This window comes from Ignavibacterium sp. (assembly GCF_025998815.1).
Lineage (GTDB): Bacteria > Bacteroidota > Ignavibacteria > Ignavibacteriales > Ignavibacteriaceae > Ignavibacterium.
Genome location: NZ_AP026678.1, coordinates 1,984,059 through 2,010,057 on the forward strand (window position 1 = coordinate 1,984,059; position 25,999 = coordinate 2,010,057).

At 34.7% G+C, this 25,999-nt stretch carries 21 protein-coding genes and 1 tRNA gene; 8 read left to right on the plus strand and 14 right to left on the minus strand.

The annotated features are described in order from the left end of the window. Positions 1 to 6: 6 nt before the first annotated feature. Positions 7 to 3,123, plus strand: coding sequence for an efflux RND transporter permease subunit (locus Q0X14_RS08565; RefSeq protein ID WP_297837059.1), 3,117 nt, complete (start codon positions 7 to 9; stop codon positions 3,121 to 3,123). A gap of 11 nt (positions 3,124 to 3,134) precedes the next feature. Further along, complete coding sequence (locus tag Q0X14_RS08570) at positions 3,135 to 3,428, plus strand: PG0541 family transporter-associated protein (protein WP_297837061.1); 294 nt, start codon at positions 3,135 to 3,137, stop codon at positions 3,426 to 3,428. A gap of 127 nt (positions 3,429 to 3,555) precedes the next feature. On the opposite strand, the gene Q0X14_RS08575 is transcribed toward Q0X14_RS08570, so the two are convergent. After that, positions 3,556 to 6,246 carry a M14 family zinc carboxypeptidase gene (locus Q0X14_RS08575; RefSeq protein ID WP_297837064.1) on the minus strand — a complete coding sequence of 897 codons (2,691 nt, stop codon included), beginning with the start codon at positions 6,244 to 6,246 and terminating at the stop codon, positions 3,556 to 3,558. Positions 6,247 to 6,412: 166 nt separating this feature from the next. On the opposite strand from Q0X14_RS08575, the gene Q0X14_RS08580 reads away from it, so the two are divergent. Continuing rightward, a complete protein-coding gene (locus Q0X14_RS08580; protein ID WP_297837067.1) occupies positions 6,413 to 6,757 on the plus strand; it encodes a hypothetical protein in 345 nt (114 codons plus the stop codon). A gap of 39 nt (positions 6,758 to 6,796) precedes the next feature. Next, positions 6,797 to 7,366, plus strand: coding sequence for a glutathione peroxidase (locus Q0X14_RS08585; RefSeq protein ID WP_297837070.1), 570 nt, complete (start codon positions 6,797 to 6,799; stop codon positions 7,364 to 7,366). 91 nt (positions 7,367 to 7,457) lie between these two features. On the opposite strand, the gene Q0X14_RS08590 is transcribed toward Q0X14_RS08585, so the two are convergent. The 3 genes from Q0X14_RS08590 to Q0X14_RS08600 are packed head-to-tail and all read right to left on the minus strand — an operon-like array spanning position 7,458 to position 10,961. Further along, positions 7,458 to 7,934: a TerB family tellurite resistance protein gene (locus Q0X14_RS08590; protein WP_297837073.1), complete on the minus strand. Its 477-nt coding sequence runs from the start codon at positions 7,932 to 7,934 to the stop codon at positions 7,458 to 7,460. Between the two features lie 4 nt (positions 7,935 to 7,938). Further along, positions 7,939 to 8,424 (minus strand): VOC family protein, encoded by a 486-nt coding sequence (locus tag Q0X14_RS08595; RefSeq protein ID WP_297837076.1) that lies wholly within the window; start codon positions 8,422 to 8,424, stop codon positions 7,939 to 7,941. 23 nt (positions 8,425 to 8,447) lie between these two features. Further along, the gene (locus Q0X14_RS08600; RefSeq protein ID WP_297837079.1) at positions 8,448 to 10,961 is read right to left on the minus strand and encodes a glycogen/starch/alpha-glucan phosphorylase; all 2,514 of its coding nucleotides are present in this window, start codon (positions 10,959 to 10,961) and stop codon (positions 8,448 to 8,450) included. A gap of 156 nt (positions 10,962 to 11,117) precedes the next feature. On the opposite strand from Q0X14_RS08600, the gene Q0X14_RS08605 reads away from it, so the two are divergent. Further along, a complete protein-coding gene (locus tag Q0X14_RS08605) occupies positions 11,118 to 12,407 on the plus strand; it encodes an alkaline phosphatase (RefSeq protein WP_297837082.1) in 1,290 nt (429 codons plus the stop codon). Positions 12,408 to 12,504: 97 nt separating this feature from the next. On the opposite strand, the gene Q0X14_RS08610 is transcribed toward Q0X14_RS08605, so the two are convergent. From Q0X14_RS08610 to Q0X14_RS08620, 3 genes are all read right to left on the minus strand, one after another. Next, positions 12,505 to 13,533, minus strand: a complete 1,029-nt coding sequence (locus Q0X14_RS08610) for a T9SS type A sorting domain-containing protein (protein WP_297837085.1) — start codon at positions 13,531 to 13,533, stop codon at positions 12,505 to 12,507. An 81-nt stretch (positions 13,534 to 13,614) separates the two neighbouring features. Further along, positions 13,615 to 13,812, minus strand: a complete 198-nt coding sequence (locus Q0X14_RS08615) for a hypothetical protein (protein ID WP_297837088.1) — start codon at positions 13,810 to 13,812, stop codon at positions 13,615 to 13,617. A 135-nt stretch (positions 13,813 to 13,947) separates the two neighbouring features. After that, a complete protein-coding gene (locus Q0X14_RS08620; RefSeq protein WP_297837090.1) occupies positions 13,948 to 14,604 on the minus strand; it encodes a peroxiredoxin in 657 nt (218 codons plus the stop codon). A gap of 149 nt (positions 14,605 to 14,753) precedes the next feature. Between Q0X14_RS08620 and Q0X14_RS08625 the strand changes: the two genes are divergently transcribed. Together Q0X14_RS08625 and Q0X14_RS08630 are read left to right on the plus strand one after the other, a co-directional pair. Then, positions 14,754 to 15,221: an EVE domain-containing protein gene (locus Q0X14_RS08625; protein ID WP_297837093.1), complete on the plus strand. Its 468-nt coding sequence runs from the start codon at positions 14,754 to 14,756 to the stop codon at positions 15,219 to 15,221. 5 nt (positions 15,222 to 15,226) lie between these two features. Beyond that, positions 15,227 to 15,328: transfer RNA gene (locus Q0X14_RS08630), tRNA-Lys, on the plus strand. Positions 15,329 to 15,333: 5 nt separating this feature from the next. On the opposite strand, the gene Q0X14_RS08635 is transcribed toward Q0X14_RS08630, so the two are convergent. The 6 genes from Q0X14_RS08635 to Q0X14_RS08660 all read right to left on the minus strand — a co-directional run bounded on the left by Q0X14_RS08635 (position 15,334) and on the right by Q0X14_RS08660 (position 22,676). Further along, positions 15,334 to 15,762 carry a GNAT family N-acetyltransferase gene (locus tag Q0X14_RS08635; protein ID WP_297837095.1) on the minus strand — a complete coding sequence of 143 codons (429 nt, stop codon included), beginning with the start codon at positions 15,760 to 15,762 and terminating at the stop codon, positions 15,334 to 15,336. After that, positions 15,759 to 17,117, minus strand: coding sequence for a DNA recombination protein RmuC (rmuC, locus tag Q0X14_RS08640; protein ID WP_297837098.1), 1,359 nt, complete (start codon positions 17,115 to 17,117; stop codon positions 15,759 to 15,761). Before rmuC ends, Q0X14_RS08635 begins: the two co-directional genes overlap by 4 nt. A 47-nt stretch (positions 17,118 to 17,164) precedes the next feature. Then, a complete protein-coding gene (locus Q0X14_RS08645; protein WP_297837101.1) occupies positions 17,165 to 17,542 on the minus strand; it encodes a GxxExxY protein in 378 nt (125 codons plus the stop codon). Positions 17,543 to 17,578: 36 nt separating this feature from the next. Next, on the minus strand, positions 17,579 to 19,102 hold the full coding sequence (locus tag Q0X14_RS08650; RefSeq protein ID WP_297837103.1) for an aromatic amino acid ammonia-lyase: 1,524 nt from the start codon (positions 19,100 to 19,102) through the stop codon (positions 17,579 to 17,581). A gap of 146 nt (positions 19,103 to 19,248) precedes the next feature. Next, positions 19,249 to 20,511: a GTPase HflX gene (gene hflX / locus Q0X14_RS08655; RefSeq protein WP_297837106.1), complete on the minus strand. Its 1,263-nt coding sequence runs from the start codon at positions 20,509 to 20,511 to the stop codon at positions 19,249 to 19,251. Positions 20,512 to 20,564: 53 nt separating this feature from the next. Continuing rightward, positions 20,565 to 22,676, minus strand: coding sequence for a BatA domain-containing protein (locus Q0X14_RS08660; RefSeq protein WP_297837109.1), 2,112 nt, complete (start codon positions 22,674 to 22,676; stop codon positions 20,565 to 20,567). A 382-nt stretch (positions 22,677 to 23,058) separates the two neighbouring features. Between Q0X14_RS08660 and Q0X14_RS08665 the strand changes: the two genes are divergently transcribed. Beyond that, positions 23,059 to 23,532: a MarR family transcriptional regulator gene (locus Q0X14_RS08665; protein WP_297837112.1), complete on the plus strand. Its 474-nt coding sequence runs from the start codon at positions 23,059 to 23,061 to the stop codon at positions 23,530 to 23,532. 40 nt (positions 23,533 to 23,572) lie between these two features. Here Q0X14_RS08665 and Q0X14_RS08670 read toward each other — a convergent pair whose 3' ends face one another. Next, positions 23,573 to 25,834 carry an aconitate hydratase gene (locus tag Q0X14_RS08670; RefSeq protein ID WP_297837114.1) on the minus strand — a complete coding sequence of 754 codons (2,262 nt, stop codon included), beginning with the start codon at positions 25,832 to 25,834 and terminating at the stop codon, positions 23,573 to 23,575. Between the last annotated feature and the right edge of the window lie 165 nt (positions 25,835 to 25,999).

Sequence of the window (25,999 nt, forward strand, 5' to 3'; positions counted from 1 at the left end):
TTAACGATGAATTTACCTGAAATATCTGTACGCCGACCAATAACAACAATAATGCTTTTTATAGCTATTGTTATTATTGGATTCGTTTCGTTTCAAAGATTACCGATAGATCTGTTTCCTGAAATTGAACCGCCTGTAATAAGTGTGCTAACGCAATATCCCGGTGCTAGTGCTCAGGATGTTGAGTTAAATATTTCTAAGAAAATTGAAAGCGGACTTAGCTCAATTACTAATCTTAAAAAAATTCGCTCGGTTTCAATTGATAACATTTCGGTTGTTCAACTTGAATTTGAATTCGGGACTAATCTTGATGAAGCATCGAATGATATTCGTTCAGCACTTGAGTTTACGAAACGATTGTTGCCTGATGATGCTGAAAATCCAATAATATTCAAATTCAGCACGAACATATTTCCTATAATGTTTATTGCTGTTCAAGCTGAAGAAAGTTATATAGGATTAAACAAGTTAGTTGAAAATGAAATTATTGACCCACTTAAAAGAGTGCCTGGCGTCGGCACTGTTCAGGCATTTGGCGGACCAATCAGACAAATCTTAATTCATCTTGATGAAAGAAAGTTAGAAGCATATAACATTTCTGCTGCACAGATTGCACAAGTTCTACTGGCAGAAAATATTAATCTACCTTCTGGTTCAATAAAAATGGGAGATATGGAATACAATCTCCGTTTGCCTGCTGAGTTTGCAAGTGCAAATGAAATTAAAAATCTTGTTGTTGCTCAGCAAGGTGGTAAGCTTGTTTATATGCGCGATGTTGCAACAGTTATTGACAGTTTGAAAGACAGAACTATCAATGTAAGATTGAATGGTGGAAAAGGGCTTCAGATAATTGTTCAGAAACAATCAGGTGCAAACACAGTACAGGTTGTTAAAGATGTTAAAGCAAAACTTGAGCAACTAAAGAAAAATCTTCCTTCGGATGTTAAGATTGATATTATTCAGGATTCATCTGAATTTATTATTCAGTCGGTTGCAAATCTTACGGAAGCAGTGTTGTTGGGAGCGATATTCGTTGTGTTTGTTATTCTGATTTTCTTAAGACAATGGCGTGCAACAATTATCATTGTGCTTGTGCTTCCTGTTTCTTTGATTGGTGCATTTATTTATCTCTACTTTACAGGAAATACAATCAATATCATTTCGCTTTCGTCGCTTTCAATTGCGGTTGGTCTTGTTGTGGATGATGCAATTGTAATACTTGAAAATATATCACGACACGTTGAACAAGGTGCGCGTCCAAGAGAAGCAGCAGTTTTTGGTTCTGCAGAAGTTGGATTGGCAGTTGCAGCGGCTACATTTACAATCGTTGCTGTATTCTTCCCGTTAGTGTTTATTTCTGGTATAGCAGGAATTCTTTTCAATCAGCTTGGATTTCTTGTAACAGTAATGATTCTTGTATCATTGCTTGCTGCTTTAACTTTGATTCCAATGTTAGCATCCAAACTTCTTAAATCAAGAAAAGAAGCTAAACCAATTACAAATCCTTTGTTAAAGAAAATTGATTCATCACTTGCACGATTTTTTAATTCAGTGGATGATATTTATAAAAGAATTCTTGAGTGGGCGCTTAATCACAAGAAAACAGTTGTTTTCACTGCTCTGTTAATCTTTGTCGGATCGATCTTACTAATTCCAATGCTCGGAACTGAATTTATACCGAAATCGGATTCATCACAGTTCCAGATATTTCTTGAGATAGAACCTGGTAAAAGACTTGAAGAAACTCTTGAATATGTGAAGAAAGTTGAAGACATAATCAAAAAAGATTTTCCGGAAGTTGAGTTTGTTTCAGTTCGCGCTGGTGTTAATGATGCAGGATTTTCATCAATTCTTTTCGGTCAGAATGAAGGTGCAAACATTGCAGGATTTCAGATAAGAACGACCAAACTTAAAGACCGCAAACGAACTGTTTTTGAAATGGCGGATGCGCTTCGTGAAAGATTAAGAGAATTTGTAGGAATAAAAAGCTTCAGCGTAAACACTGCCGGTGCAGGTGCATTTTTAACCGGTGCAACAGGTGCCCCGATTGAAGTTGATATTGTCGGACCCGATCTTGAAGAATCATACAAGATTGCAAATCAGCTTAGAGATTATATGACAAAACTTGAAGGCACACGCGATGTTAGAATTGATATTGGTGATCCTCGACCAGAATTACAAATTGTTCTCGACAGAGAAAAACTTGCCCTTGCAGGATTGAATACTGCATTGGTTGGAAATACATTAAGAAATAATTATTTCGGAATCGTTGCAACAAAATATCGCGAACTTGGCGATGAATATGATGTTTTCATAAGCTTACCTCCGGATAAAAAATCAAGTATTGCCGAAATAGAAAATCTTCCAATCAAAACTTTACTCGGTACTACTGTCAGACTAAAAGATGTTGGAGGGATTGTTCAGGAATATTCGCCTCCGACAATCAAAAGAAAAGAACAGGAAAGAGTTATCGGAGTTCTGTCTGATATAAGCGGAAGATCTCTTGGAGAAGTTGCCGGAGATATAAGAAACTTCGTTTCAAAGATTGAACTTCCTCCAAATACGACAATAGAATTTGCAGGACAGGTTGAACAGCAAAGTGATGCTTTCAAAGACTTATTGCTGCTACTTGCATTAAGTATCGTATTGGTTTATATGGTAATGGCAGCACAATTTGAATCATTAGTTGATCCTTTTATAATAATGTTCTCTGTTCCGTTTGCATTTTCGGGAGTGTTCATCGGATTGTTTGCAACCGGTACAACTTTCAGCGTAATTGCATTTCTGGGAAGTATTATTCTTGTTGGTATCGTTGTGAAGAATGCAATTGTGCTTGTCGATTTTACCAATATAACACGAGCGAGAGGTTATGAACTTAGAGAAGCAATTGTCTATTCAGGTAGAAACAGATTACGTCCTGTATTGATGACAACCTTTACAACTTTACTTGGGTTGATTCCTCTTGCCGTTAGTGCAGGAGATGGTTCTGAAGTTTGGCGACCACTTGGTATTTCAACAATTGGTGGATTGCTTTTCTCGACATTGATTACTCTTGTTTTGGTTCCCGTACTTTATTCGGTATTCGAAACAAGATTCAAAAGAAAAAAGAAAGAAATTGATTAAGGAGAAATATTATGAAAGCAGTAATGATAGTTTATAACCACGGAATTACTGAAGAAGTGAACGAAGCGCTTGAAGAATTATCCATCCGCGGATATACAAAATTCCTGAATGTGCACGGACAAGGCAGTGAAAAAGGTGAACCGCATTTAGGGACACACATCTGGCCAAGTCAGAATGCTGTCGTGCTTACAGTAATTAAAGAAGAACTTGTTGAGCCGCTATTAGAAAAAGTCAAAGAAATAAACAAAGAAGCCGAAGAACAAGGCATTCACGCTTTTGTATGGAATATTGAAAATATGGTTTAAAGTTTCTGTAGAGACTTACTTATGTAGAGACTTGCCATGGCAAGTCTCTACAATTCAGTCTTTCAATTTTACCTACCTAAGGTAAGCATCCAGCCATTCAAGTTGATAGTAACAGTTTTTACTAGGACTATTTTGTTAATATCATCTTCCTGGTTTGTACAAATTCTCCAATCTGAAGTTTATAAAAATATATTCCGCTTGCCAACTGCCTATCGCCTATTGTTGTCTGAAACTCAACTTCATAATTTCCTGCTTCTCGGTACTCATCTACAAGTGTAGCAACTTCATTTCCCAACACATCATAAACTTTTAGTGTTTGCCAACTGCCTACTGGTGACTGCCAACTGATTTTTGTTGATGGGTTGAATGGGTTGGGATAGTTTTGATGTAATACAAATTCATCCGGAATATCATAATCAACCATTACCGAAGGAAAGATTTTGTAAGTTCCATCATAATCTATTTGTTTTAACCGGTAAAGGATTGTCCCTGATAAAGGTTTATTATCTGTAAAAGAATAGTTGTTTTTTTCAGTTGTTGTTCCGGAACCTTTAACAAAACCAATCTTTTGCCAGTCTGAATTTCTATTCAAAATTTTTCTTTGAACTTCAAAACCACTATTGTTTATCTCACTCGAAGTGGTCCAGTTCAAAAGTATTTTGTTCTGAGAAACACTTGCATCAAAAGATGATAACTCAACCGGAATAACCTGATAAACAAAAACCGATATATCATCGAGATACCAACCATCTTTTGTAACAGATACATCTGTTCTGAGTTCGAATCTTAGTTTATTTTGTGCTGAAGTTAATCCGGCCAGAAATATTTCTTCTGCAACCCACGAAGATTGAATTCCATCATAAAGCGGTTCACCGTTTGGTTGAAAACTTCCGGTTCCGGGATTTGTGTACACTCCCTGCAGCGGTATCCAGCTGATTCCATTGTTCGTGGAAATTTTAACCTGGCCATAATCATAATTGTTTTCTATATCAAACTTAGTATAGAATTTTAATTTAGGATTTGAATATGAACTTAAATCAACCGGATATTTAGATGTCATCGTTACAGTTGCATTGTTAGCATAATTTCCAACCGGACTATCAGTGTAGGAGTTTGGTGCAGATACAAAAGTTGAAGTTGTAGTGCCCCAAATTGGATTTGATGGAGTAGCAGTTAAAGTCCACAATGTATTGATGTTATTCGTTGTATCGGCAAACAATAATGTAGGAGTGCCGATTATTATTTTAATTGTATCAACACTCATTGCTGTTGAACTTGTGTAAGTTGTAACAATCAAATTAACTTCAGTTTCGGGAGGAAGATTTCCAATTGTAAATGAGAATGATTGATTAACGGTTTGAACTGTTCTTGCAGGAACATTACCTACAAGAATAGAATTGTTTGTAACATTAATTTCCGAATTATCGCTGCTCAGAGTTAATGATATATTTGATGCAGGCGATAAACCTTTATTTTTAAGATTTACAACCGTAAGTTGAACATTATCACCGGGATTAAAATATTGTTGTGAAAAAGAATAGTTATTCAAAACAACATAATCGCCTGCAACCCATGCATTGTAAAGATTTGGTCTTAGCATTCCCTGAGCAAGAGGAAAAATTCTGCTTTGCGGAGGCCAGAATCCATCGCTTGATGAACCAATTTCAACTGTATAACCGAATGTTTTTTGTTTTGTGATTTGTTCACCATACATCCAGTCTCTCACAGAACCATTTGAGTTATAACCAAGAATCTGTCCGCTGTTTCCATAAACATATTGATTGAAACCTGACATATCGCTTGCAAATTCACGATAAATTGCCGAATCGGGTGTTAATGCGTTGATATAACCCCAGGGATATAAAAAGGCATTTTGATACGAATGCATATTAAAATGAGTTTTGTAATTATTCAGAATAGCGAAGTCTCTTATTGCCTGGCTTTCTGGTTCTGAAAATGCAAAAGGACCTCTGTAAGTTTCAGAGCTGGGAGTCGGACTTGATCCATTGTTATCATAGCCCCACATATAACCGAAATTTCTGTTTAAGTCAACTCCATAACTTCCATCACCATTGTTTCTTCGATTCTTTCTCCACATTCCTCCGCCGTTTGGATTTGTCTGCCGGTTGTATTCATAACCATCCGGATTAAAACAAGGAACGAAGAACATCTCTCTGTTATCAACAAGGTAAGTTACTTCTGAATCAGTTCCATAATTCTGAAGTAAGTACCACATAAAGTACATCATCGAAGCCATTGACTGAGGTTCTCTTGCATGAATAAGAGCATCATAACCAACTTTGGGTTCATTTTCAGATACATTTGGATTATCAGAGATCTTTACTGCCCAAATTGGTCTTCCCTGCTGACTTGTTCCTATCTGAAATTTTTGAGTTATGATATTAGGAAATTGATTGTACATGGAATCAAGCTGTGCAACAATTTCATTGAATGTATAATATCCACCCATTGACCCAAATCCGAATCCATCAACATTAAATTTTTCTTTACTCTCTGTAATAAAATTCTGCTTTTCTGATTCTGACAGAACCGCAAACGATTTGTAGTATTCAAACCAGTCATCAATCAGTATTTCATAATTAAATCCTGAATTATGGAGTTTTTCAAACTCACGCTCTGAGATGAAGCAAACAACGGAATTATTTTTTTCATACTGAAAATGATCATCGAGAATTTGCAGTTCTAACAATTTTGAAAGATTGTAAAAATCATTCAGATAGATTTTAACCTGTTTATAGTTCTGAGCTGAAACTGAGATGGTTAAAGCAATTGAAAAAGCGGTAATTAAATATTTCATAATTGATCCTTACAATTTTGTAATTCTAAATAAATTAATCAGATTTTTAGTGCATTTTCCCGCCCGAGAGGTTCAGAATTTTACTGTTCGAAAAAGTGAATTTTTTATTTCAAAGTCAAGCATAAGTTAGTTTTAAGTCCATTGTAAAACTACAAATAGTTTGATTATGTTTGCCCAAAATTTTTCAAATGATATGCATTTAGTAATTGTAGCCATATTAACTTTTTTAATTAATATTCCTTTCGGATATTGGCGTGCAAATGTCCGGAAGAAATCATTTCAGTGGATACTTGCTATTCATATACCTGTACCATTTGTTGTTCTGTTGAGAATTTATTCAAATATTGGTTTTGAACTTTATACCTATCCTATAGTTATTGCATCATATTTTCTTGGTCAGTTTGCGGGAGTTAAATTTTTCAGTTACAGGAAAAGTCTGCAAATGTTAACTTCTTCCTGTCTTGTAATGGATCTATACAGAAATAATAAATCCAACACAGAATTGAACTAATTTCACTTTAATTCAGTTTTATAACAGAAAGGAATTCTTATGAAAACAGTTCTAATAGCATTATTATTTCTAATAATGTTTGTTTCAACAATAGAACCACAAAATCAAAAGGGAGTAAAAGTGAAAGACGATATACTTTCAATTAAGGTTAAAGATATTGATGGAAAAGAAATAAATCTAACTGACTATAAAGATAAAGTTTTATTGATAGTTAATGTTGCAAGTTTCTGTGGATACACGAAGCAATATTCAGGACTTCAGGATTTATACGAAACTTATAAAGATAAAGGATTTGAAATACTTGCTTTCCCTTGCAATCAGTTCGGGAATCAGGAACCTGGCTCAAATGAAGAGATAAAAAATTTCTGTTCGTCAAAATACAATGTAACTTTCAGGTTGTTTGATAAAATTGATGTCAACGGAAATAACAAATCGCCGCTTTACGCAATACTTACAGATAATCCGGTTACAGGCAAAGGCGATATCAAATGGAATTTTGAAAAATTTGTTGTTGGAAAGAATGGTAAAATTATAGCGAGATTCCCAAGCTCTGTTGAACCTACAAGTGAAAAATTAGTTTCGTTAATTGAAAGTGAATTGAAAAAATAAACTCTGAGATTGGTCACTCCGGATAAATGAAAGCAGTGTTTTGATGCGCGGCGCTGCTTTTCAAATAACTATTCCTGGAGTGACTTCTATTTTAAACCAACCCAAGCTCTGATTTCACTACCAACTTTTTCTCTATAAGTTTTTTATGCTCAATATTCAGCGTCAAACTAACTTTTTTCATCAGATGATCTTCATAAGTGTGCATCTTTTCATCCGTGAAAACTAATCGCCACAAATTTTCAATTAGTTTTTCTTTTTGTTCCTGAGTAAAGTGTTCATTTATTTCGCCTGTAAATTCATAAATGCTTACGCTGTCCTTAACTCTTTTTTCTGCAAGCTCCAAAAGTTCATTGGCATAATCATCATCAATGTTAAAACAGTTTTTCATATGATTGATTATAAAACTTCTTTCTTCATCTGTGAATTTTCCATCAGCTTTGGCAAGCTCAATAAATAATGCACAGGCAGCAACCTGAAGTTTCTTCTCATCAGCATTATCAGTTTTCTGATAACTCTGAGAAGATTGATCTTCTTCTTCAAATAAAAATTTTCTTAATACACTTAACATTTTATTATTCCAGTTCTGATAAAAGATTTGGTAAATCGAGTGGTTTTGTAATCATTAAAATATTCCCGTCTTCATCTCTTGGCCAGAGTTCAAAAGGTCTGTCGGCATATAACTCAACTCCGTTTCCGTCAGGATCTTTTAAGTAAACAGATTCGGAAACTCCGTGGTCGGATGCGCCTTCAATCGGATATTTTTCTTCCCAGATTTTTTTAAATGCCTGAGCAAGTTCTTTTCGTGTAGGATATAAAATTGCAAAATGATATAAACCAGTAGTTCCTTTTGGTGGTTGTGGTGCACCTTCGCCAGCCCAGGTGTTTAATGCAATATGATGATGATATCCACCTGAAGAAAGAAACACTGCAGACGCTCCGAAGCGTGCTGTTACCTGAAATCCAAGTAAGTCTCTGTAAAATGATAATGCTTTATCTAAATTAGAAACGGTGAGATGAATGTGACCAATTTTTACTTTTGGATTTATTTCATACGCCATTAAAAAATAATTTCCCTTTCTTTTTAATCGTGATTTGAATTTCCGTTATTGAGTTTAACCGGCTTTACATTCCATATTTTCTTTGCATATTCACTTACAGCTCTGTCACTTGAAAACTTACCAATTCGTGCAACATTATAAATTGATTTTTTAGTCCACTCTTCCTGATTAAGAAATTCCTGTGCAACTCTGTCCTGAGTATCAATATATGATTGATAATCTGCGAAGACACAATAGTAATCAACATTCATTAAACCGTTAATCATATCATTAAAAATTCCGGGTTCTTTTGGATTGAAATAATTTGAAGCAATCATATCAATAACTCGTTTTAATGAAGGATTGCTTTCATAATATTTTCTCGGATTATATCCTTTTGCTTTTAGCTCAACAACTTCTTCAGCAAGTAAACCGAATATGAAAATATTTTCTTCACCAACCTCTTCACGAATTTCAATATTAGCACCATCCATTGTTCCGATTGTTAACGCACCATTTGCAGCAAATTTCATATTTCCCGTTCCAGATGCTTCAAGTCCTGCAACCGAAATTTGTTCTGACAAATCCGATGCTGGAATAATTTTTTCTGCAAGCGTAACCGAATAGTTTTTCAGAAAAACTACTTTTAGTTTATCGCCAACATCAGGATCATTGTTCACAACATCAGCAACAGAATTGATTAATTTTATTACCATTTTAGCGGCATAATAAGCTGGTGCAGCTTTACCTCCGAAAATTACAGTTCTTGGAACCATTTTAATTTTCGGATTATCTTTTATACGATTATAAAGAGTAATTACATGCAGTACATTCAAAAGCTGTCTTTTGTATTCGTGAAATCTTTTAACCTGCACATCAAAAATTGAGTCAGGATTTACATCAATGTTATTTTCATTCTTGATATAATCAATCAGAAGCCGTTTGTTATGCATTTTAACTTCACGCCATTTTTTCCTGAATGCAGCATCATCAACAAATTGTTCAAGCTGCTTAAGTTGTGATAAATCTTTTACCCACTCTTCTCCGATTTTTGATGTTATCAGTTTTGATAGTTCCGGATTAGCTGCACGAATCCATCTTCTTGGTGTAATGCCATTCGTTACACAAAGAAATTTTTTCGGATATATTTTGTGAAAGTCAGGAAATATTCTTGTTTTCAGAATGTGTGTATGAAGCTCAGCAACACCATTAACTGCAAATGTTCCAACTATTGCAAGGTTTGCCATTCTAACTCTCTTTTCCGGACCGGATGAAATTATTGAAAGTTTATCAAGAACGGCTTCATCGGTTGAATAGTTTTTCTTTACATCTTCAAGAAATCTTCTGTTGATTTCATAAACTATCTGAAGGTGCCTTGGTAAAAGTTCTCCGAATATTTTCTCATTCCATTCTTCAAGTGCTTCTGGTACAACAGTGTGATTTGTATAAGCAAAAGTTCTTGTTGTTATATTCCACGCTTTTTCCCAGCCAAGTCTTTCCTGATCAATCAGTATTCTCATCAATTCAGGTATTGCAATAACAGGATGGGTATCATTTAACTGAATACATACTTTTTCAGGAAAATCTTCCCAATTATCATGATTGATTTTAAACTTGCGAATAATATCCTGCAATGTTGCCGAAACGAAAAAGTATTGTTGTTTAAGTCTTAAAAATTTCCCCTCGACATAAGTATCGTTGGGATAAAGAACTTTGGAAATAGTTTCTGAATCATTTTTCTTTGCAACCGCCTCAACATAATCACCACGATTGAATTCTGAAAATTCAAAATCGGTAACTGCTTTTGCCTGCCAGAGACGAAGGTTGTTCACATTTTTTACTTTGTAACCAGGAACAGGGACATCGTAAGCAACAGCAAGAACATCATCTGTATCAACCCAATCAAAATAATATGTTCCGTCAGGATAAACTTTCTTTTCTACTCTTCCATAAAACTTAACGCGGTATTGAAGTGAGCGTCTTAAAATATCCCAGGGGTTTCCATTCTTCAGCCAGTAGTCAGCATATTCAACCTGATAGCCGTTTTCAATTTCCTGAGAAAAGATTCCATACTCATATCTGATTCCATAACCGAATGCAGGAAGTTGAAGTGTCGCCATTGAATCAAGATAACAAGCAGCTAATCTTCCCAAACCTCCGTTACCTAAACCCATATCGTGTTCATATTCTTTTATCTCTTCTAAATTGTATCCATCTTTTTTCAGAAGCTCACGACACTCTTCATAATAATCAAGATTTATGAGTGCATTGCCAAGCAATCTTCCCATTAAATATTCGAGGGAAAGATAATAAACTCGTTTGGTATCTTTGATGTGATATTCTCTTTGAGTACGAAGCCATCTTCTTACCATTCTATCACGAACAGCAAGAGATAGAGCATAATAAGCATCATCTTTTGTAACTGTAATTCGATCTTTTACGAGTGTAAATTCAAGATGCTCGGCGAACTGATTTGAAATTGAAAAACTTTCAGGGTCTTCTTTGTCTGTAAAAAAAATAGAACCATTAGCAACTTTGCCGTTATTTTTTTTCGCCATTTAGTAAATCTCTCCTCAATGTTTAATCATGAAAACAGCGGCACAAATTTAATTCCACTGTAAAAGAATACAAAACAATTCTTAACATCAACTTAACATTCAATATTTTATATTTATGAAGAAAATAATTCATCAAATTAAAACATCGGTAGGAAAATGTTACAAAAAATTTTTACTCTTGTGTTAATTACTGCTGCGATAAATTTCGCACAGATAAGTTCCGAAAAAGGAAATGTAATTTTTATTCATCCGGATGGAACCGGTTTAAGTGACTGGAATGCATTAAGAATTTTTAAAGTCGGACCTGACAATGATTTGAATTGGGATAAAATGAACTCAATCGGTTTATACCAGGGTCATATAAGAAACAGAATAACTGCGTCATCAAATGCCGGAGCAACTATTCATGCCTACGGCGTTAAAGCTGATGTTGATGATTTCGGTTTAATTGATAATGAAGTTCCTGTTGCACGTTCTGGAAAAAGATTAAGCATAATGAAAGAAGCAATGCAGCAAGGCATTTTCACAGGAATAATTAATTCAGGTTCTATTGAAGAACCAGGAACTGCTGTGTTTGTTTCAAGTAATGTTAAAAGAGGAAATTACAACGAGATTGCTAAAGATGTTATTCAATCCGGAGCCGATTTAATTTTCAGTGGTGGAGAAGATTTTCTTTTACCTGAAGGTACAAAAGGAAGACATTCACAAAGTGGTAAAAGAAAAGACGGGTTGAATCTTATCGAATGGGCAACATCAAAAGGATATAAAGTTGTTTACACAAAAGACGAATTATTAAACACTTCATTCGATGAGAAGAAAATTCTTGGTGTGTTTGCATCAAGAAGTACATTTAATGACAAAACCGAAGAAGAATTGAGAGAGAAAGATTTACCCAACTATAATCCAACTGCACCGACTGTTGCAGAGATGACAAAGTTTGCACTTGAATTCTTATCTCGCAAAGGTCAGTTCTTTCTTGTTGTTGAAGAAGAAGGCACGGATAACTTTGGTAACAGGAATAACGCAAATGGAAAACTTGAAGCTTTGAGCAATGCTGATGAAGCAATTGGTTTCGCTCTTGAATTCATAAATAAAAATCCAAACACATTACTTTTAACTGCATCTGATAGCGAGGCAGGTGGAATGGAAGTACTTGGATATGAAATTGAAAATCTATCTGATAACAATCCTTTGCCGGAAAGAGATGCAAATGGTTCTCCCGTTGATGGTAGAGAAGGTAAAGGAACTCTTCCATTTATTTCTGCACCAGATAAAAATGGAAATCGTTTTCCGTTCGGAATTGGTTGGAGTTGTTTTGGTGATGTTTCAGGTGGAGTTGTTGCAAGAGCACATGGAATACATTCAGAAAAAATGAAAGGTAAAATTGATAATACCGATATCTACAGATTTATGTATATGGGATTATTTGGAAAGTGGTTGGATTAAATTGAAGCTGAAGGTTTTATCCTTAACGAAATAAATAAATTATTTTAATTAAAATTCTGTAGAGACTTGCCATGGCAAGTCTCTACGAGAGAAAATCTTATTTAAGCAGTGTCATCTTTTTTGTGAATGTTAGACCATTTGCTTCAAGCTTATAGAGATATACTCCACTATTCAGATTACTTGCATTAAACTCTACATCATAAGTTCCTGCTTCTCTGAAATCATTCACAAGTACGGCAACTTCCTGTCCAAGTAAGTTATAAACTGCTAACTTAACATTACCTGATTGCGGAATAGTGTAACTTATTGCTGTCGTTGGATTAAATGGATTAGGATAGTTCTGAGCTAATTCAAATTTTGCAGGCGATGTAATATCGACTTCAATTACTTTAGAGTACTCAAATGTACCGTCAAAATCAACTTGCTTTAGTCTGTACTGATATTTTCCTTTACCAAGATTTTTATCACTGAAGATATAATTCTGTTTATCGGAGGTTGTGCCTGCGCCTGGAACAAAACCAATTTTTCTCCAGTCACTGTTTGAAGTTCTTCTTTCAACATCAAAGCCGGCATTATTGATTTCTGTTGCTGTTGTCCATTTAAGTAATACATTTGTTCCGTTAACTGTTGCATTGAAAGAAGTAAGTTCAACAGGTACGATTGAGTTCCAGTTAGTTGCTATTCTGATTCCATCCACTAATCCGGTTGGAGAATTTGTACCTTGTCTGATTGCAACTGCTCCGATGTTTGCAGGATCTGATCCAACACCAGTCCCAATGGGACCAATCGTCAAAATTGGTGAACCTGGTTCAGTTAATGGGAAAGTATTATCGTAAGCATATAATACACATTGATCATCATCAACAGCAGTAGGATTAAAAATGTACTTTAATACAAAAAGGTAAGTTTGGTTGTAATTAAAAACTACAGATGAATCTTCAGTCAGTGTTTCACTGGATTTCGCTAAACCGACTACATATCCACTTCCGAAATTTCTTGCATAAACTCTACCTCTGAATGTAGTTCCGATAGTGTAAGGACCAAGGTGAAAGAAATAATCTGATGTTGTTCGTGCAGAAGCAAGATTTACCATAAAGAAAGCATAAACATTTTGAGCTGTTGTCACGGAATCAGAAAACTTTCTGTTAACATCCCCATCATTAACTCCTGAAGAACCATTAGTGAAAGAAAGAGCACCTCCAATTCCTTAGGAAGGATAGCCAACATAATTCAAACCTGCAGCAACATAGGAAGGTCCTTGAGTTCCACTATGTCTTACCCAATTTGAAGTTAATGCTGTAATATCAGGATTGTCAGTTGTTCCGTAATCAAAATTTTCCTCCAACAAAAGCTGAGCGAAGGAAAGTGGAGTAACAAGTAAAAGAATCAGTAATAGTTTTTTCATTTTTGCCTCATATTTTTTTATCTGAGATAAATATAATAAAGTTTTTGCTCAGAGATAATAGTTTTTAATTAAGATATTGTTAAATAAAAAACCGACCTTCTTTGTGGAAGATCGGTTAAATTTTTAAGGAAATGCTTAATTATTCAATGATTTGAATTTAAACCACCAATCATATCCTTCGGCTTTCTTTCTTTCTTCAATCATTGCCATATCTTTTGGTGGTGGAATAATTACTTTGTCACCAATCAGTTCATTGTTAGGCCAATTTTCCGGCATAGCAACTTTATTCTGATCAGATATCTGAAGAGCTTTCAATGCTCGAAGAACTTCATCAATTTGTCTTCCGACTTCCTGTGGGTAATAAATCATTAATCTTATGATACCTTCAGGATCAATTATGAAAACAGCACGAACAGTATTTGTTCCTTTACCGGGATGAATCATTCCAAGTGATTCAGCAACTTTACCCATATCATCAGCGATAATCGGGAAAGGAATATTCACTTTCAGATTATCCTGAATCCATTCTACCCATTTAATGTGTGAGAATACCTGATCAATTGATAATCCAATCAATTCAGCATTGAGTTTCTTGAATTGATCATTTCTTTTTGCAAAAGCCACAAATTCAGTTGTGCACACAGGTGTGAAATCAGCCGGATGACTGAACAACACAATCCATTTGCCTCTGTAATCTTCGGGAATTTTTTTCATTCCGTGAGTTGTTTGAACTTCCAATGTTGGCATTTTTTCTCCAATCAATGGAATGCCTTTTCTGGTTGTCTGTTCCATCGTATTTCCCTTTCAGTTTAGTTTATTAATTTTGATATGTAAGATTCATTAAATGAAGAAAAGTTTCTTTTAAACTTATTTTTTAATTAGATGATATTGAAACACATCAATAAACTTTTGACGGAAATCAAATAACAGAGGAGAATTTTATGGCAACTAAATACTGGTTGGTTAAAACTGAACCCGATGTTTTTTCTTGGAATGATTTAAAGAAAAGTAAAAACCAAACAACCTATTGGGATGGAGTAAGAAATTATCAGGCAAGAAATTTTTTAAGAGATGAAATGAAAAAAGGTGATTTGGTTTTATTCTACCATAGTAACACAGAGCCACTTGCTGTGATGGGAGTTTGTGAAGTTGTACGTGAAGGTTATCCTGATTTCACTCAATTTGACCCGGAGAATAATCACTATGATCCAAAAGCTGATCCGAAAAATCCGACCTGGTTTATGGTTGATATTAAATTGAAGAAAGGATTCAAACATCCTGTAACTTTGGATGAGATCAAATCAAATCCTAAACTCAAAAATATGAAACTGATTCAGAGAGGAAACAGATTATCTGTTATGCCATTAACAAAAGAAGAGTTTGATGAGATAAATAAAATGGGAAATTAAATTATGGGGCTGTAGCTTCCGCCTTCATTTTATTTCGGCGGACAGGCAGTTGTTGGAGCATCCCGATTTTATCGGGAAGGTCGTCGGTTCGATCCCGATCGGCTCCACATAACTAAAATTTCTTTTCCATTAAGTAATGAGGGATGGTACCAAACAAAGTGTGTGAAGGTTTAACAATTCGATATCCATTCTTTTCATAAAACTTAACAACACTTTCTCTTGCGTGAAGAATAATTTTTTTTGCACCCTTCTCAATAACTTTCTTTTCAAGCTCATCTAAAATCAGTTTACCAATACCTTTTCCCTGCCAATGATTTTCAACAGCCATATATCTTATCTGAGCTTCTTCATCAGAATTAAAATGAGCACGACCACATCCAACAACTTTGCCTTCCTCAACTGCGATTATATGAATTGCCTGTCCTTCAAGTTCATCCTGTTCACTTCCTTTTGGCTGATTCCAGGGTGCGCGAAGTATGCGCCATCTTAAATCGTAATAGTCAAAAAATTCCTGTCTGGTTTGTGGTGATTTTATAATCATTCGTTACTTAGCAAATTGTTCTCATCTATGTTAGCACGATTTAATGCTGCTGTTGGTAAAGATTTGCTTGCTTTGGCTCCAAGCTGTTTCATCTTCTCAACTCCAGCAATAAGATTTCCTCTTCCATCGTGTATTTTCTTCATTGCTTCTTCATAGCTGTCTTTTGCTGAATCGAGTTTTTTTCCCACATCAAGTAGATCATTGTAGAAATTCACAAACTTATCATACAAGGCACCTGCTTGCCGTGCTATTTCAAGTGCATTTCTGTTTTGATTTTCCTGTCGCCAGATACTCGCAATAGTTCTGAGTGTAGCAAGCAATGTTGATGGACTTACGATTACTATATTCATTTCAAATGCATCATTGAATAAGGAAGCATCCTGCTGAACTGCAAGTGCAAATGCCGGCTCGATTGGCATAAACATTAAAACAAAATCCAAACTATTTAACTGATAAAGTGACTGATAATTCTTTGAGCTAAGACTTTTTAGGTGCGAACGAATTGAAATGATATGTTCTCTCAAAGCCTTTTCTTTTTCATTTTCATTTTCTGATGAAACATATCTTTCATAAGCAATCAATGATACCTTTGAATCAATAACAATACTTTTATTCTCCGGCAAATTTACAATCACATCAGGCTGATATCTTTTTCCGGCTTCCGAGACTAAACTTTCCTGAACAACATATTCTCTTCCCTTTACTAATCCGGATTTCTCCAGAATACTTTCAAGTATAAACTCGCCCCAATTACCCTGAGTTTTAGTTTGACCTTTTAGTGCTTCAGTAAGATTTTTTGCCTCCTGAGTCATTTGGTTGTTTAACTCTTTAAGCGAATACAATTGTTCCCGAAGCGAAGATAATCTGTCAATACTTTCTTTGTTTGTTTGCTCTACTTTCTTTTCAAACTCAGAAATTTTTTCTTTAAGCGGATTGAGGATTTCACTTATCTTTTCTTTATTCTGCTCTGTAAACTTAGCAGACTTTTCTTCAAAGATTTTGTTTGCAAGATTTTCAAATTCCTTCACAAACTTTTGTTGAAGTTCTTCAATCTCGGTTTTTTGTTCATTCAACTTTTCCTGAAGATTAGAGTAATCGGATTTAAGTGCTGAGTTATCGGAATTTAGCTTTTCTGATTTTTCTCTTTCAATCTTTAGTTCTGATTGAAGATTGGATTTGTCTTCTTCAAGAATCTTAATCCGTTCGCTCAACTTTCCGTTCTCAATTCTCAGTGAATTAATTTCTTCGTTGAGTCTGTTTACTTCTTCTATCGGGGTTGTCTTCTTGCTTCGTAAAAAAAGAAAAGCAATAACAAATCCGATAACTAAACCGATGATAAGAAAAATTATTTCCATGACTTACCTTAATTATGTTTCACGCAAAGACGCTAAGCCGCAAAGATTTACAAATTGTTTACTATTCTTTTTATTCCGTCTTTGATTAATGCTTCATTGAAATTTACTAGTAAACCAAGTTTTAAATTTGCTAACCTTAAATAAGTCAGTAATTGTTTTGAATGAACAGGAGCAAGTGTGTCAACTGATTTCAATTCAATAATAACTTTATTTTCAACAATTAAATCAGCTCTAAAACCTAATTCCATTTTTATTTGATCATAAAGCACTGGGATTGCTTTTTGTCTTTCAACATTTAATCCCCTCTTCATTAATTCATAAGCTAAAACCTCTTCATAAACAGATTCCAAAAGACCGGGTCCTAATTGAGTATGAACTTTAAAACAACAATCAACGATTATTTTAGAAATGTCATTTTCATTCATATAACTCTCTGCGGCTTTGCGTCTCTGCGTGAAATTCTACTCAAGAAAACCCACTACTTTTTCAACTTCCTCTAGTATCTCACAGGATTTAACAAGTTCTTTCATCTTATTATGATCAGGATAAAGCGGACGATCAACATCTAGGAAATCAACATACTTACGAATTACTTCCTTTGCTTTTGCAACTCCCTTACCTGTTTGATGGTCTCTGAAATCAAGTGCCTGAGCAGCAGCCATAAATTCAATTCCAAGTATTCCATAAGCATTATCCAGTATCTGAGCATTTTTGATTGCAGTATTCATTCCCATCGAAACAAAATCTTCCTGATCGGCAGCCGCAGGAATAGATTGAATTGAAGCAGGCATCGAAAGTATTCTTTGTTCAACAATCATCATATCTGCTGTATATTGACTCAACATTAATCCAGAAAACATTCCAGCACCTTTTGTAAGAAATGCGGGAAGTCCAACACTGAGAGCAGGATTGTTAAGTCTGTTCATTCTTCTTTCAGAAAGAACACTTACCATTGTAACTGCAGCGCCAACCATATCCATCGGAAGAGAAACAGGAGTTCCCTGAAAGTTTGCACCGGTTAATGTTACTTTATCTTCAGGAATAAAAATCGGATTATCACCAACTCCGTTTAATTCTGTTTCCACTTGTTTTCTTGCAAATGCAACCGCATCGTGTGCTGCTCCGATAACTTGTGGTGTTGAGCGCATTGAATAAGCATCCTGAACTTTTTGTTTTAATTTTCCCGTAAGAAGATCACTTCCTTCGATACATTTCTTTATCGCCTGTGAACTTCTTACTGCGCCGGGAAATCCTCTTAGTTTATGAAGTCGGACATCATAAGGTTTCATATTTGCGTGAAGTGCTTCAAGCGTCATTGCTGCAGCAATTTCTGCTTGCTTTAACCAACGATTTATATCATAAAGCTGCAGAGCACTTATTGCAGTAATAAAATTTGAACCGTTGATTGTAGCTAATCCATCTCTTGCTTTTAGTCCGGGAATTTCTATTCCGGCTTTTTCAAAAGCAACTTTACCAGGGAGTCTTTCACCTTTGTAGAAAGCTTCTCCTTCACCTAACATCAGCAAGGCAATCTGAGACATCGGAGCTAAATCTCCACAAGCACCAACTGAACCTTTCTGACAAACAACAGGGATACAATCTTTATTCAGCATTTCAACGAGAGTCAAAGTAATTTCAGGTCTGCAACCAGAATTACCGTGAGCGTGAACATTTATTCTGCTTGCAATTGCACCACGAACATATTCAATAGGCATAGGCTCACCGATACCTGCAGAGTGATTGTAAATTAAATATCGCTGGAAGTCTTTAACCTGCTCATCAGTTAAAACTACTTCTGAAAATTCACCTATGCCGGTATTTACTCCATACATTATTTCGTGAGTTTTAATTTTTTCTTCGAGCATTGCACGACAAACTTTTATTCTTTCAAGTGCTTCAGGACTAAGTTCGACTTTTTCTTTGTGGCGAGCTATTGCGACGAGTTTTTCTATTGTGAGATTTGAACCATCAAGAACGATTGACATTGTTCCTCCTGAGAATAATAAAATTTAGTATGTAAAATTAAACATAGTTAGTCAGAAAGAAGAAGATATTTTCACACGCAGAAAGCAGAACCGGAGAAAAAACTCACAGCAAGGTTTGATTAAAGTTAATTAAATAAAAATAATTTTTAATGAGCAATTATTTTTTTGATTTTCTCTGAGTTCTCTCTGGATGTTCGGTAGATTATTTGAATTTTATCATCATCATACTCAGTTTTAAGAACCTCAGCATATTCGTGAATTTGTGAAGCTTTCTTTGATGCAGTTAGCGGAAGTTCAATTTTTTCTTCAACAACATTTTCATTGAGAATATTTCTAAGCATTGACTTAAGCGAAGAAATATTAATTCCTCTTGAAGCAGATATTATCACGCTTTCTTTATAAACATTTTTTACAAAATCTATAAGTGATTTATCTGAAACAATATCGACTTTATTAAATACTTTAATTACCCTTTTTTCTGCACTCCCAAATTCCTTAAGAGTTTCATCAACTACTTTAATATGGTCTTCAAAATACGGATGAGAAATATCAATCACGTGCAAAATAATATCGGCATCACGCACTTCATTGAGAGTGCTTTTGAAAGAAGCAATTAAATGAGCAGGAAGTTTTCTGATAAATCCAACTGTGTCAGAAATAAGAATTTTATGTGTTTCGTCAATCTCCAAAGCACGTGTTGTTGAATCAAGTGTTGCAAAAAGTTTATTCTCAGCAAAAACATTTGCTTCAGTAAGCAGATTAAACAAAGTTGATTTGCCAGCATTAGTATATCCCGCAATAGCAATTCTGAGAAATCCTTTTCTGCCTGAACTTTGAGTTAATCGATGAGCTTCAATTTTTTCGAGTTTATTTTTCAACAAACTGATTCTTGTTCTGATTAATCTTCTGTCAGTTTCAATCTGTGTTTCACCAGGACCTTTTGTACCAATTCCACCATACTGTTTAGATAAGTGTGTCCATGCTCTTGTTAATCGCGGCAGCATATACTGAAGTTGAGCAAGTTCAACCTGAGTTTTGGCTTCTTTTGTTTTTGCGCGGGATGCAAAAATGTCAAGGATCAATCCGCTTCGGTCAATTACTTTTCTGTTAAAAAGTTTTTCAAGGTTTCTAACCTGAACCGGAGTAAGATCGTCATCAAAAATTACGATATTAATTTCATTCAGTTCGATAAGCTGCGCAAGTTCTTCTGCTTTGCCTTTACCGATATAAAACGCAGGATCAATTCCTCTTTTCGATTGAATTATTTTGAATATAGTTTCAGCTCCGGCTGTTGAAGCTAATTCCTCTAACTCTTCAATATGTTCTTCAATTGTTTCTTTACTAAATTCCTTTGTATCGAGTGCAATCAACATTGCACGCTCAACAGTTTTTTTGGTTACTTCAATCATATTATATAATCTTAGTGTGTCTCCTGTTTCTTGTTGTTAAAAAATTTTTGAATTCAATTATTTATTCCTTCCAAATCCTTTTTAACATTTCTGGCAATTGTCATTTCAATTACTGCTAAAATTATTGCGATGAGTAAAAATGCCCGCCATAATTCTGAGCCAAATCTTGCCTGATTAATTGTTTCTAACGGATTTTTATTTTTATCAACAACTATAAGATTACCTTTAAAGTTTAACTGTTCAAGATATTTTTCAAAATCTTTTTCATCCGCATAAACCGGGTTTGATTCTGATTTTTCGTTATTAACAGCGATGTTATCAATTAGCTCATTTCCGGAAAATATTTTATAAAATCCGGCAAGATCAGTATTAGTGTATTCAACAAATTTTTGGTTTACCAAATCAATGTTAATAAAGTCTGCTGAACTGTCAGGTCTTACAACTTTAATTTGCGCGGAATTAATCTTATTCAAATCTATTGAAATTGTTTCGCCAGCAATCAGGTTATTCTGTAAATTTTCTTTTTGCGATAGATAAAAAACCATTTTGACAACAAGTGGTGCAAAAATAGTTTTGAGTGCAAAATTACTCCAGCCGGCATCAAAAGCTGTGTTGAAGAAAAATATTTTTCCTTTGCCCAATTTATATTCACTCAGAAAAGAAGAACCTTCTGTTAAAGTTATAATGCTACTTCCTTTCCCCTGGGTAGAATATTTAATAAAGTAATTGATTAAAGGAGACTCAATATTTTTTTTGTCATCTTTCCTGAAGAGATTAAGAAATATAGGATGATTAAATTCTATCTTATCAAATTGCACCGAAAGTGATTTATCATTCATTTTTCCTGCATATCCGGAAGCTAATGGTAGATTTAATTTCTGCAGGTTACTGTTGAGTTTATTCAGGTCAGCATTGACAGAAGGTATAACAACAAGACTTCCACCATCTTTCACAAACTGATTTAACTTTTCAATATTCTGAAAAACATTATCTGAACAAAGAAAAATCACATCGTAATTTTTCAATTGTAAAGCGGCAAGCTGATTTGAATTCTTTTCATCGAATTTAATTTTATCATTGCCCACGGTTTGCAAAGCTAATTTTAAGAATCTTGAAGAAGCACTTTCATCAGATATAATTAAAGTTGGAATCTTATCAGGAATAAAGACAGAATTAAATCTTCTGTTATCCTGTTCTATATCGTCGGTTTCAATTTCAGCAGCTACATCAATAAATCCGGTTGCATCTGATAAAGCATCAACATCAACTACGACAGATTTTCCTGCATCTGCATCAAAACTTTTTTGTGCAGCTCGTTTGCCATTAAGGAATAAAGAAAGAACTCCGTTTTGAACATTCTGCTGTGAATAGTTACTAACCGAAACAAGAAATGTAATTGGTTTATCCTTTTCAAAAATCTGATTGTTAACTTTTAACTCATCAACACCAAGATTAAAAACAGTTTTATCAGAAAGTGAAAATGAATAAAGTTTTATGTTTTCGTTAAGAAGTTCGCTTAAATCAGATTTTATTTCTTCCGAAGGAAAAATATTTTTTTGAAAATCGGTAAACAGATAAATCTCGCGGTTAAAATTGTTACTCCTGTTTACCAATTGTGCTGCAAGAGTAATTACTTTATTCAAATCGGGTTTTGTAAAAGAAATTTCTTTTTGATTTAATTCTTCTATAAGAGAATTAAAATTGTTCGTGAGCTTCGGTTGCTGATTTTCATCACTCATAAATATCAGTGCAGCTTCATCTCCCTCTTTTAACTGTTCTATAATTTGTTTTGCAAAATCTTTTGCCTGATTAAAATAAGAACCTCTCTGACTTAATACTGACATACTAAATGAATCATCAATTATAAGAACTGCTGTTGTCTTTGCTGCTGAAGTTGTTCCGGCAATGCTTAATCCGCGCAACGCCGGACGAGCAAATGCAAATACAATCAGAAGAACTATGAGTACACGAAGTACCAACAATAGCCACTGCTTGATTTTTATTTTCCTGATTTTATTCTTTTGTAATTCCTTAAGGAAAGCAAGAGTGCTGAACTCAATTTTTTTTAGCTTCCGGAGATTTAATAAATGAATAATAACAGGGATTGCAGCTGCGAGTAATCCAATTAAGACTGCCGGGTTAAGAAAAGTCATATATTCAAACAAAGTTCCTTTTTATTTATTGGAAAATAACAATAATGACTTGAGAATGCTATACTGTTTTGTGGTGTAAAGGTAGGAGGAAGAGAGCATAAGTAATAAGGTATAGGGTAAAAGGATTAAGTTTATTTAAAAGTTGTTCTTTATAAAATCAAATTTCTTGAACTGGAATTTTTCAAACTAATCTCATTCCCCTTCTGAATAATATTTCATATTTTCATCCTAAGTTCTTTTACTTTACACCTTATACCCTTATACCTTATACCTTATACCGTACAACTTATTCCTTATAACTCATACCATCTTCTATATACCCAAATTTCCCCTCCTCATTCTGTAAGAAATATTTTATGTTTGTGTCATAACACAAATAAATTAAGTGGACACGATGGGAGAAGCTCTAAAACAAAGATTAAAAACAAAAAAGTTTGATTCAGATGATCTTGAAGTAATACTGAATATTTTCGTTACAGCAAATTATTTGAGATCAAAACACGACGCTGTGCTTTCAAAATATGCTCTTACTTCACCTCAGTACAATGTTCTCAGAATTCTCAAAGGTGCTTATCCTGAGGGTTATCCAAGATGTGAAATTATTTCGCGAATGATTGAGCCAGCGCCGGATGTTACAAGACTTGTCGACAGATTAGTAAAGGAAAATCTGGTTGAAAGATTTTATTCAGAAAATGATAAAAGGTTATCTCTCACAAGGATTACTGAAAAAGGGATTAAACTTTTAGATAAGATAAGACCTGATATTGATGATTTGAATAAACTGATTTCATCACATTTATCTAAAGAAGAAAAGAGAAGGCTTTCTGAACTTCTTGAAAAGATTTATAGTGATTCACTGAAAGAATAGTAAAGAAGGGAATCTGATTGGATTCCCTTCCAATTTTTAATTAGTTCTTCTGGCTCTTCGCAATAAGATTCAATGCACTTCCCGCTTTGAACCACTCAATCTGAGAAGCATTCATTGTATGATTTAACCAGATTTCATCCTGGGTTCCATCAGAATGATTGACTAACATTTTTATTGGTTTTTCAGGTTGAAGCTGAGATACAAAAATCGTGACCTTATCATCTTCTTTTATTTTATCATAATCTTTCGGATCTGCAAAAGTCAGAGGCAGCATTCCTTGTTTCTTCAGATTTGTTTCGTGAATTCTTGCAAAGCTTTTTACAATAATTGCTTTACCACCAAGATATCTTGGTTCCATTGCAGCATGTTCACGCGAAGAACCTTCGCCATAATTTTCATCACCAATTACAACCCAGCCAATTCCTTTGGCTTTGTATTCACGGGCAACTTCCGGAACGGATTTGTATTCACCCGTAAAAATATTTTTTGTTTTCCCTGCATCACCTGTAAATGCATTAATAGCACCGAGAAACATATTATTCGAAATGTTATCGAGATGTCCGCGATACTTTAACCATGGACCAGCCATCGAAATATGGTCTGTTGTACATTTGCCCGATACCTTTAACAATATTGGCAAATCAACAAAATCTTTTCCATCCCAAGGTTCAAATGGCTGAAGAAGTTGCAAACGATCACTCTTTGGATCAACTTTAACTTCAATTGAACTTCCATCTTCCGCGGGTGGGATAAATCCGCTACTTCCTTCATCAAATCCCTTTGGAGGAAGCTCTTCACCAACAGGAGGATCAAGTTTGACTTTTTCTCCTTTTTCATTTTCAAGTTCATCAGTTAAAGGATTGAATGATAATCTGCCGGCAATTGCAAGTGCTGTTGTAATTTCAGGTGAAGCAACGAATGCAAGAGTTTCAGGATTGCCATCATTTCTCTTTGCAAAGTTTCGGTTGAAAGAAGTAACAATTGTATTTCTTTCACCTGTCTTGATATCCATTCTCTTCCACATTCCGATACAAGGACCGCAAGCGTTGGCTAAAATTAATCCTCCTATATCCGTTAAAACTTTTAGTTGACCATCTCTTTCAATAGTTGCTCTGACTTGCTCAGAACCAGGAGTAATCGTAAACTGTGACTTTGCTTTCAATCCTTTTGAAAGTGCTTGCTTAGCAATACTAGCGCTTCTGTCAATATCTTCATAACTTGAATTAGTACAACTTCCTATCAAAGCAACTGAAATATTATCAGGATAATTTTCTTTCTTAACAGCTTCTTTCATTTTTGAAATCGGCCAGGCTTTATCGGGAGTAAATGGTCCATTTAAATGTGGTTCAAGTTCATCAAGATTTATTTCAACAATCTGGTCATAATATTTTTCGGGATGTTCCAAAACTTCTTTATCAGCACAAAGTTCATCAGCAAGTCCTTCGGCAAGTGTTGCAACATCAGCCCGTTTTGTTATTCTGAGATAGGAAGACATTTTTTCATCAAATGGGAATACTGAAGTTGTAGCACCAATTTCAGCTCCCATGTTACAAATTGTTGCTTTACCTGTGCAGGAAATTGAATTCGTTCCTTCGCCAAAATATTCTACTATTGCACCTGTACCACCTTTGACCGTCAAAATTCCGGCTAATTTAAGAATAACATCTTTTGGTGAAGTCCAACCATTAAGCTTACCCGTAAGTTTAACACCAATTAGTTTAGGCCATTTTAATTCCCAGGGCATTCCTGCCATAACATCAACAGCATCTGCTCCTCCAACTCCTATTGCAATCATTCCAAGTCCACCGGCGTTTGGTGTGTGAGAATCTGTACCAATCATCATTCCACCAGGGAATGCATAATTTTCAAGCACAACCTGATGGATAATTCCTGCTCCAGGTTTCCAGAAACCGATTCCATACTTTCGTGATATGCTTTCAAGAAAATCATAAACTTCTTTATTTTCTTCTTCTGCTCTCAGCAAATCATCCTTTGCACCAACCTGTGCCTGAATTAAATGATCACAATGAACAGTAGATGGAACCGCAGTTTTCTTTCTTCCGGAAGACATAAACTGAAGCAAAGCCATTTGAGCTGTTGCATCCTGCATCGCAACCCGGTCAGGTGCTAATTCAACATAATCTTTTCCCCGAACAAACTCGCGGGTTGGTTTTTCCCAAAGATGAGTATATAAAACTTTTTCTGCATAAGTCATCGGACGATTTAAAACTTTTCTTGCGTCAGCCAATTTTTCTCGGTAAGTCGAGTATACCCTTTTGATCATATCAAAGTTTGCTGTCATAATAAGCCTTTCAATTTTTATTACTTAATTATTACAAAAATAAAAAAATATTTAGTCTGTTATATGCTGAAATGTTTCATAGTAAAAATTTACAGGTAAAAATTTCTCTTACTTTAATGTTATGCAAGCATAATAAAAGATTACTTAAGAAAATTACACATTTAT

What these genes read in the sequence shown, in the direction of transcription:
- Q0X14_RS08565 (WP_297837059.1), top strand. Translation starts at nt 7, where the DNA reads ATGAATTTACCTGAAATATCTGTACGCCGACCAATAACAACAATAATG.
- Q0X14_RS08570 (WP_297837061.1), top strand. Translation starts at nt 3,135, where the DNA reads ATGAAAGCAGTAATGATAGTTTATAACCACGGAATTACTGAAGAAGTG.
- Q0X14_RS08575 (WP_297837064.1), bottom strand. Translation starts at nt 6,246, where the DNA reads ATGAAATATTTAATTACCGCTTTTTCAATTGCTTTAACCATCTCAGTT.
- Q0X14_RS08580 (WP_297837067.1), top strand. Translation starts at nt 6,413, where the DNA reads ATGTTTGCCCAAAATTTTTCAAATGATATGCATTTAGTAATTGTAGCC.
- Q0X14_RS08585 (WP_297837070.1), top strand. Translation starts at nt 6,797, where the DNA reads ATGAAAACAGTTCTAATAGCATTATTATTTCTAATAATGTTTGTTTCA.
- Q0X14_RS08590 (WP_297837073.1), bottom strand. Translation starts at nt 7,934, where the DNA reads ATGTTAAGTGTATTAAGAAAATTTTTATTTGAAGAAGAAGATCAATCT.
- Q0X14_RS08595 (WP_297837076.1), bottom strand. Translation starts at nt 8,424, where the DNA reads ATGGCGTATGAAATAAATCCAAAAGTAAAAATTGGTCACATTCATCTC.
- Q0X14_RS08600 (WP_297837079.1), bottom strand. Translation starts at nt 10,961, where the DNA reads ATGGCGAAAAAAAATAACGGCAAAGTTGCTAATGGTTCTATTTTTTTT.
- Q0X14_RS08605 (WP_297837082.1), top strand. Translation starts at nt 11,118, where the DNA reads ATGTTACAAAAAATTTTTACTCTTGTGTTAATTACTGCTGCGATAAAT.
- Q0X14_RS08615 (WP_297837088.1), bottom strand. Translation starts at nt 13,812, where the DNA reads ATGAAAAAACTATTACTGATTCTTTTACTTGTTACTCCACTTTCCTTC.
- Q0X14_RS08620 (WP_297837090.1), bottom strand. Translation starts at nt 14,604, where the DNA reads ATGGAACAGACAACCAGAAAAGGCATTCCATTGATTGGAGAAAAAATG.
- Q0X14_RS08625 (WP_297837093.1), top strand. Translation starts at nt 14,754, where the DNA reads ATGGCAACTAAATACTGGTTGGTTAAAACTGAACCCGATGTTTTTTCT.
- Q0X14_RS08635 (WP_297837095.1), bottom strand. Translation starts at nt 15,762, where the DNA reads ATGATTATAAAATCACCACAAACCAGACAGGAATTTTTTGACTATTAC.
- rmuC (WP_297837098.1), bottom strand. Translation starts at nt 17,117, where the DNA reads ATGGAAATAATTTTTCTTATCATCGGTTTAGTTATCGGATTTGTTATT.
- Q0X14_RS08645 (WP_297837101.1), bottom strand. Translation starts at nt 17,542, where the DNA reads ATGAATGAAAATGACATTTCTAAAATAATCGTTGATTGTTGTTTTAAA.
- Q0X14_RS08650 (WP_297837103.1), bottom strand. Translation starts at nt 19,102, where the DNA reads ATGTCAATCGTTCTTGATGGTTCAAATCTCACAATAGAAAAACTCGTC.
- hflX (WP_297837106.1), bottom strand. Translation starts at nt 20,511, where the DNA reads ATGATTGAAGTAACCAAAAAAACTGTTGAGCGTGCAATGTTGATTGCA.
- Q0X14_RS08665 (WP_297837112.1), top strand. Translation starts at nt 23,059, where the DNA reads ATGGGAGAAGCTCTAAAACAAAGATTAAAAACAAAAAAGTTTGATTCA.
- Q0X14_RS08670 (WP_297837114.1), bottom strand. Translation starts at nt 25,834, where the DNA reads ATGACAGCAAACTTTGATATGATCAAAAGGGTATACTCGACTTACCGA.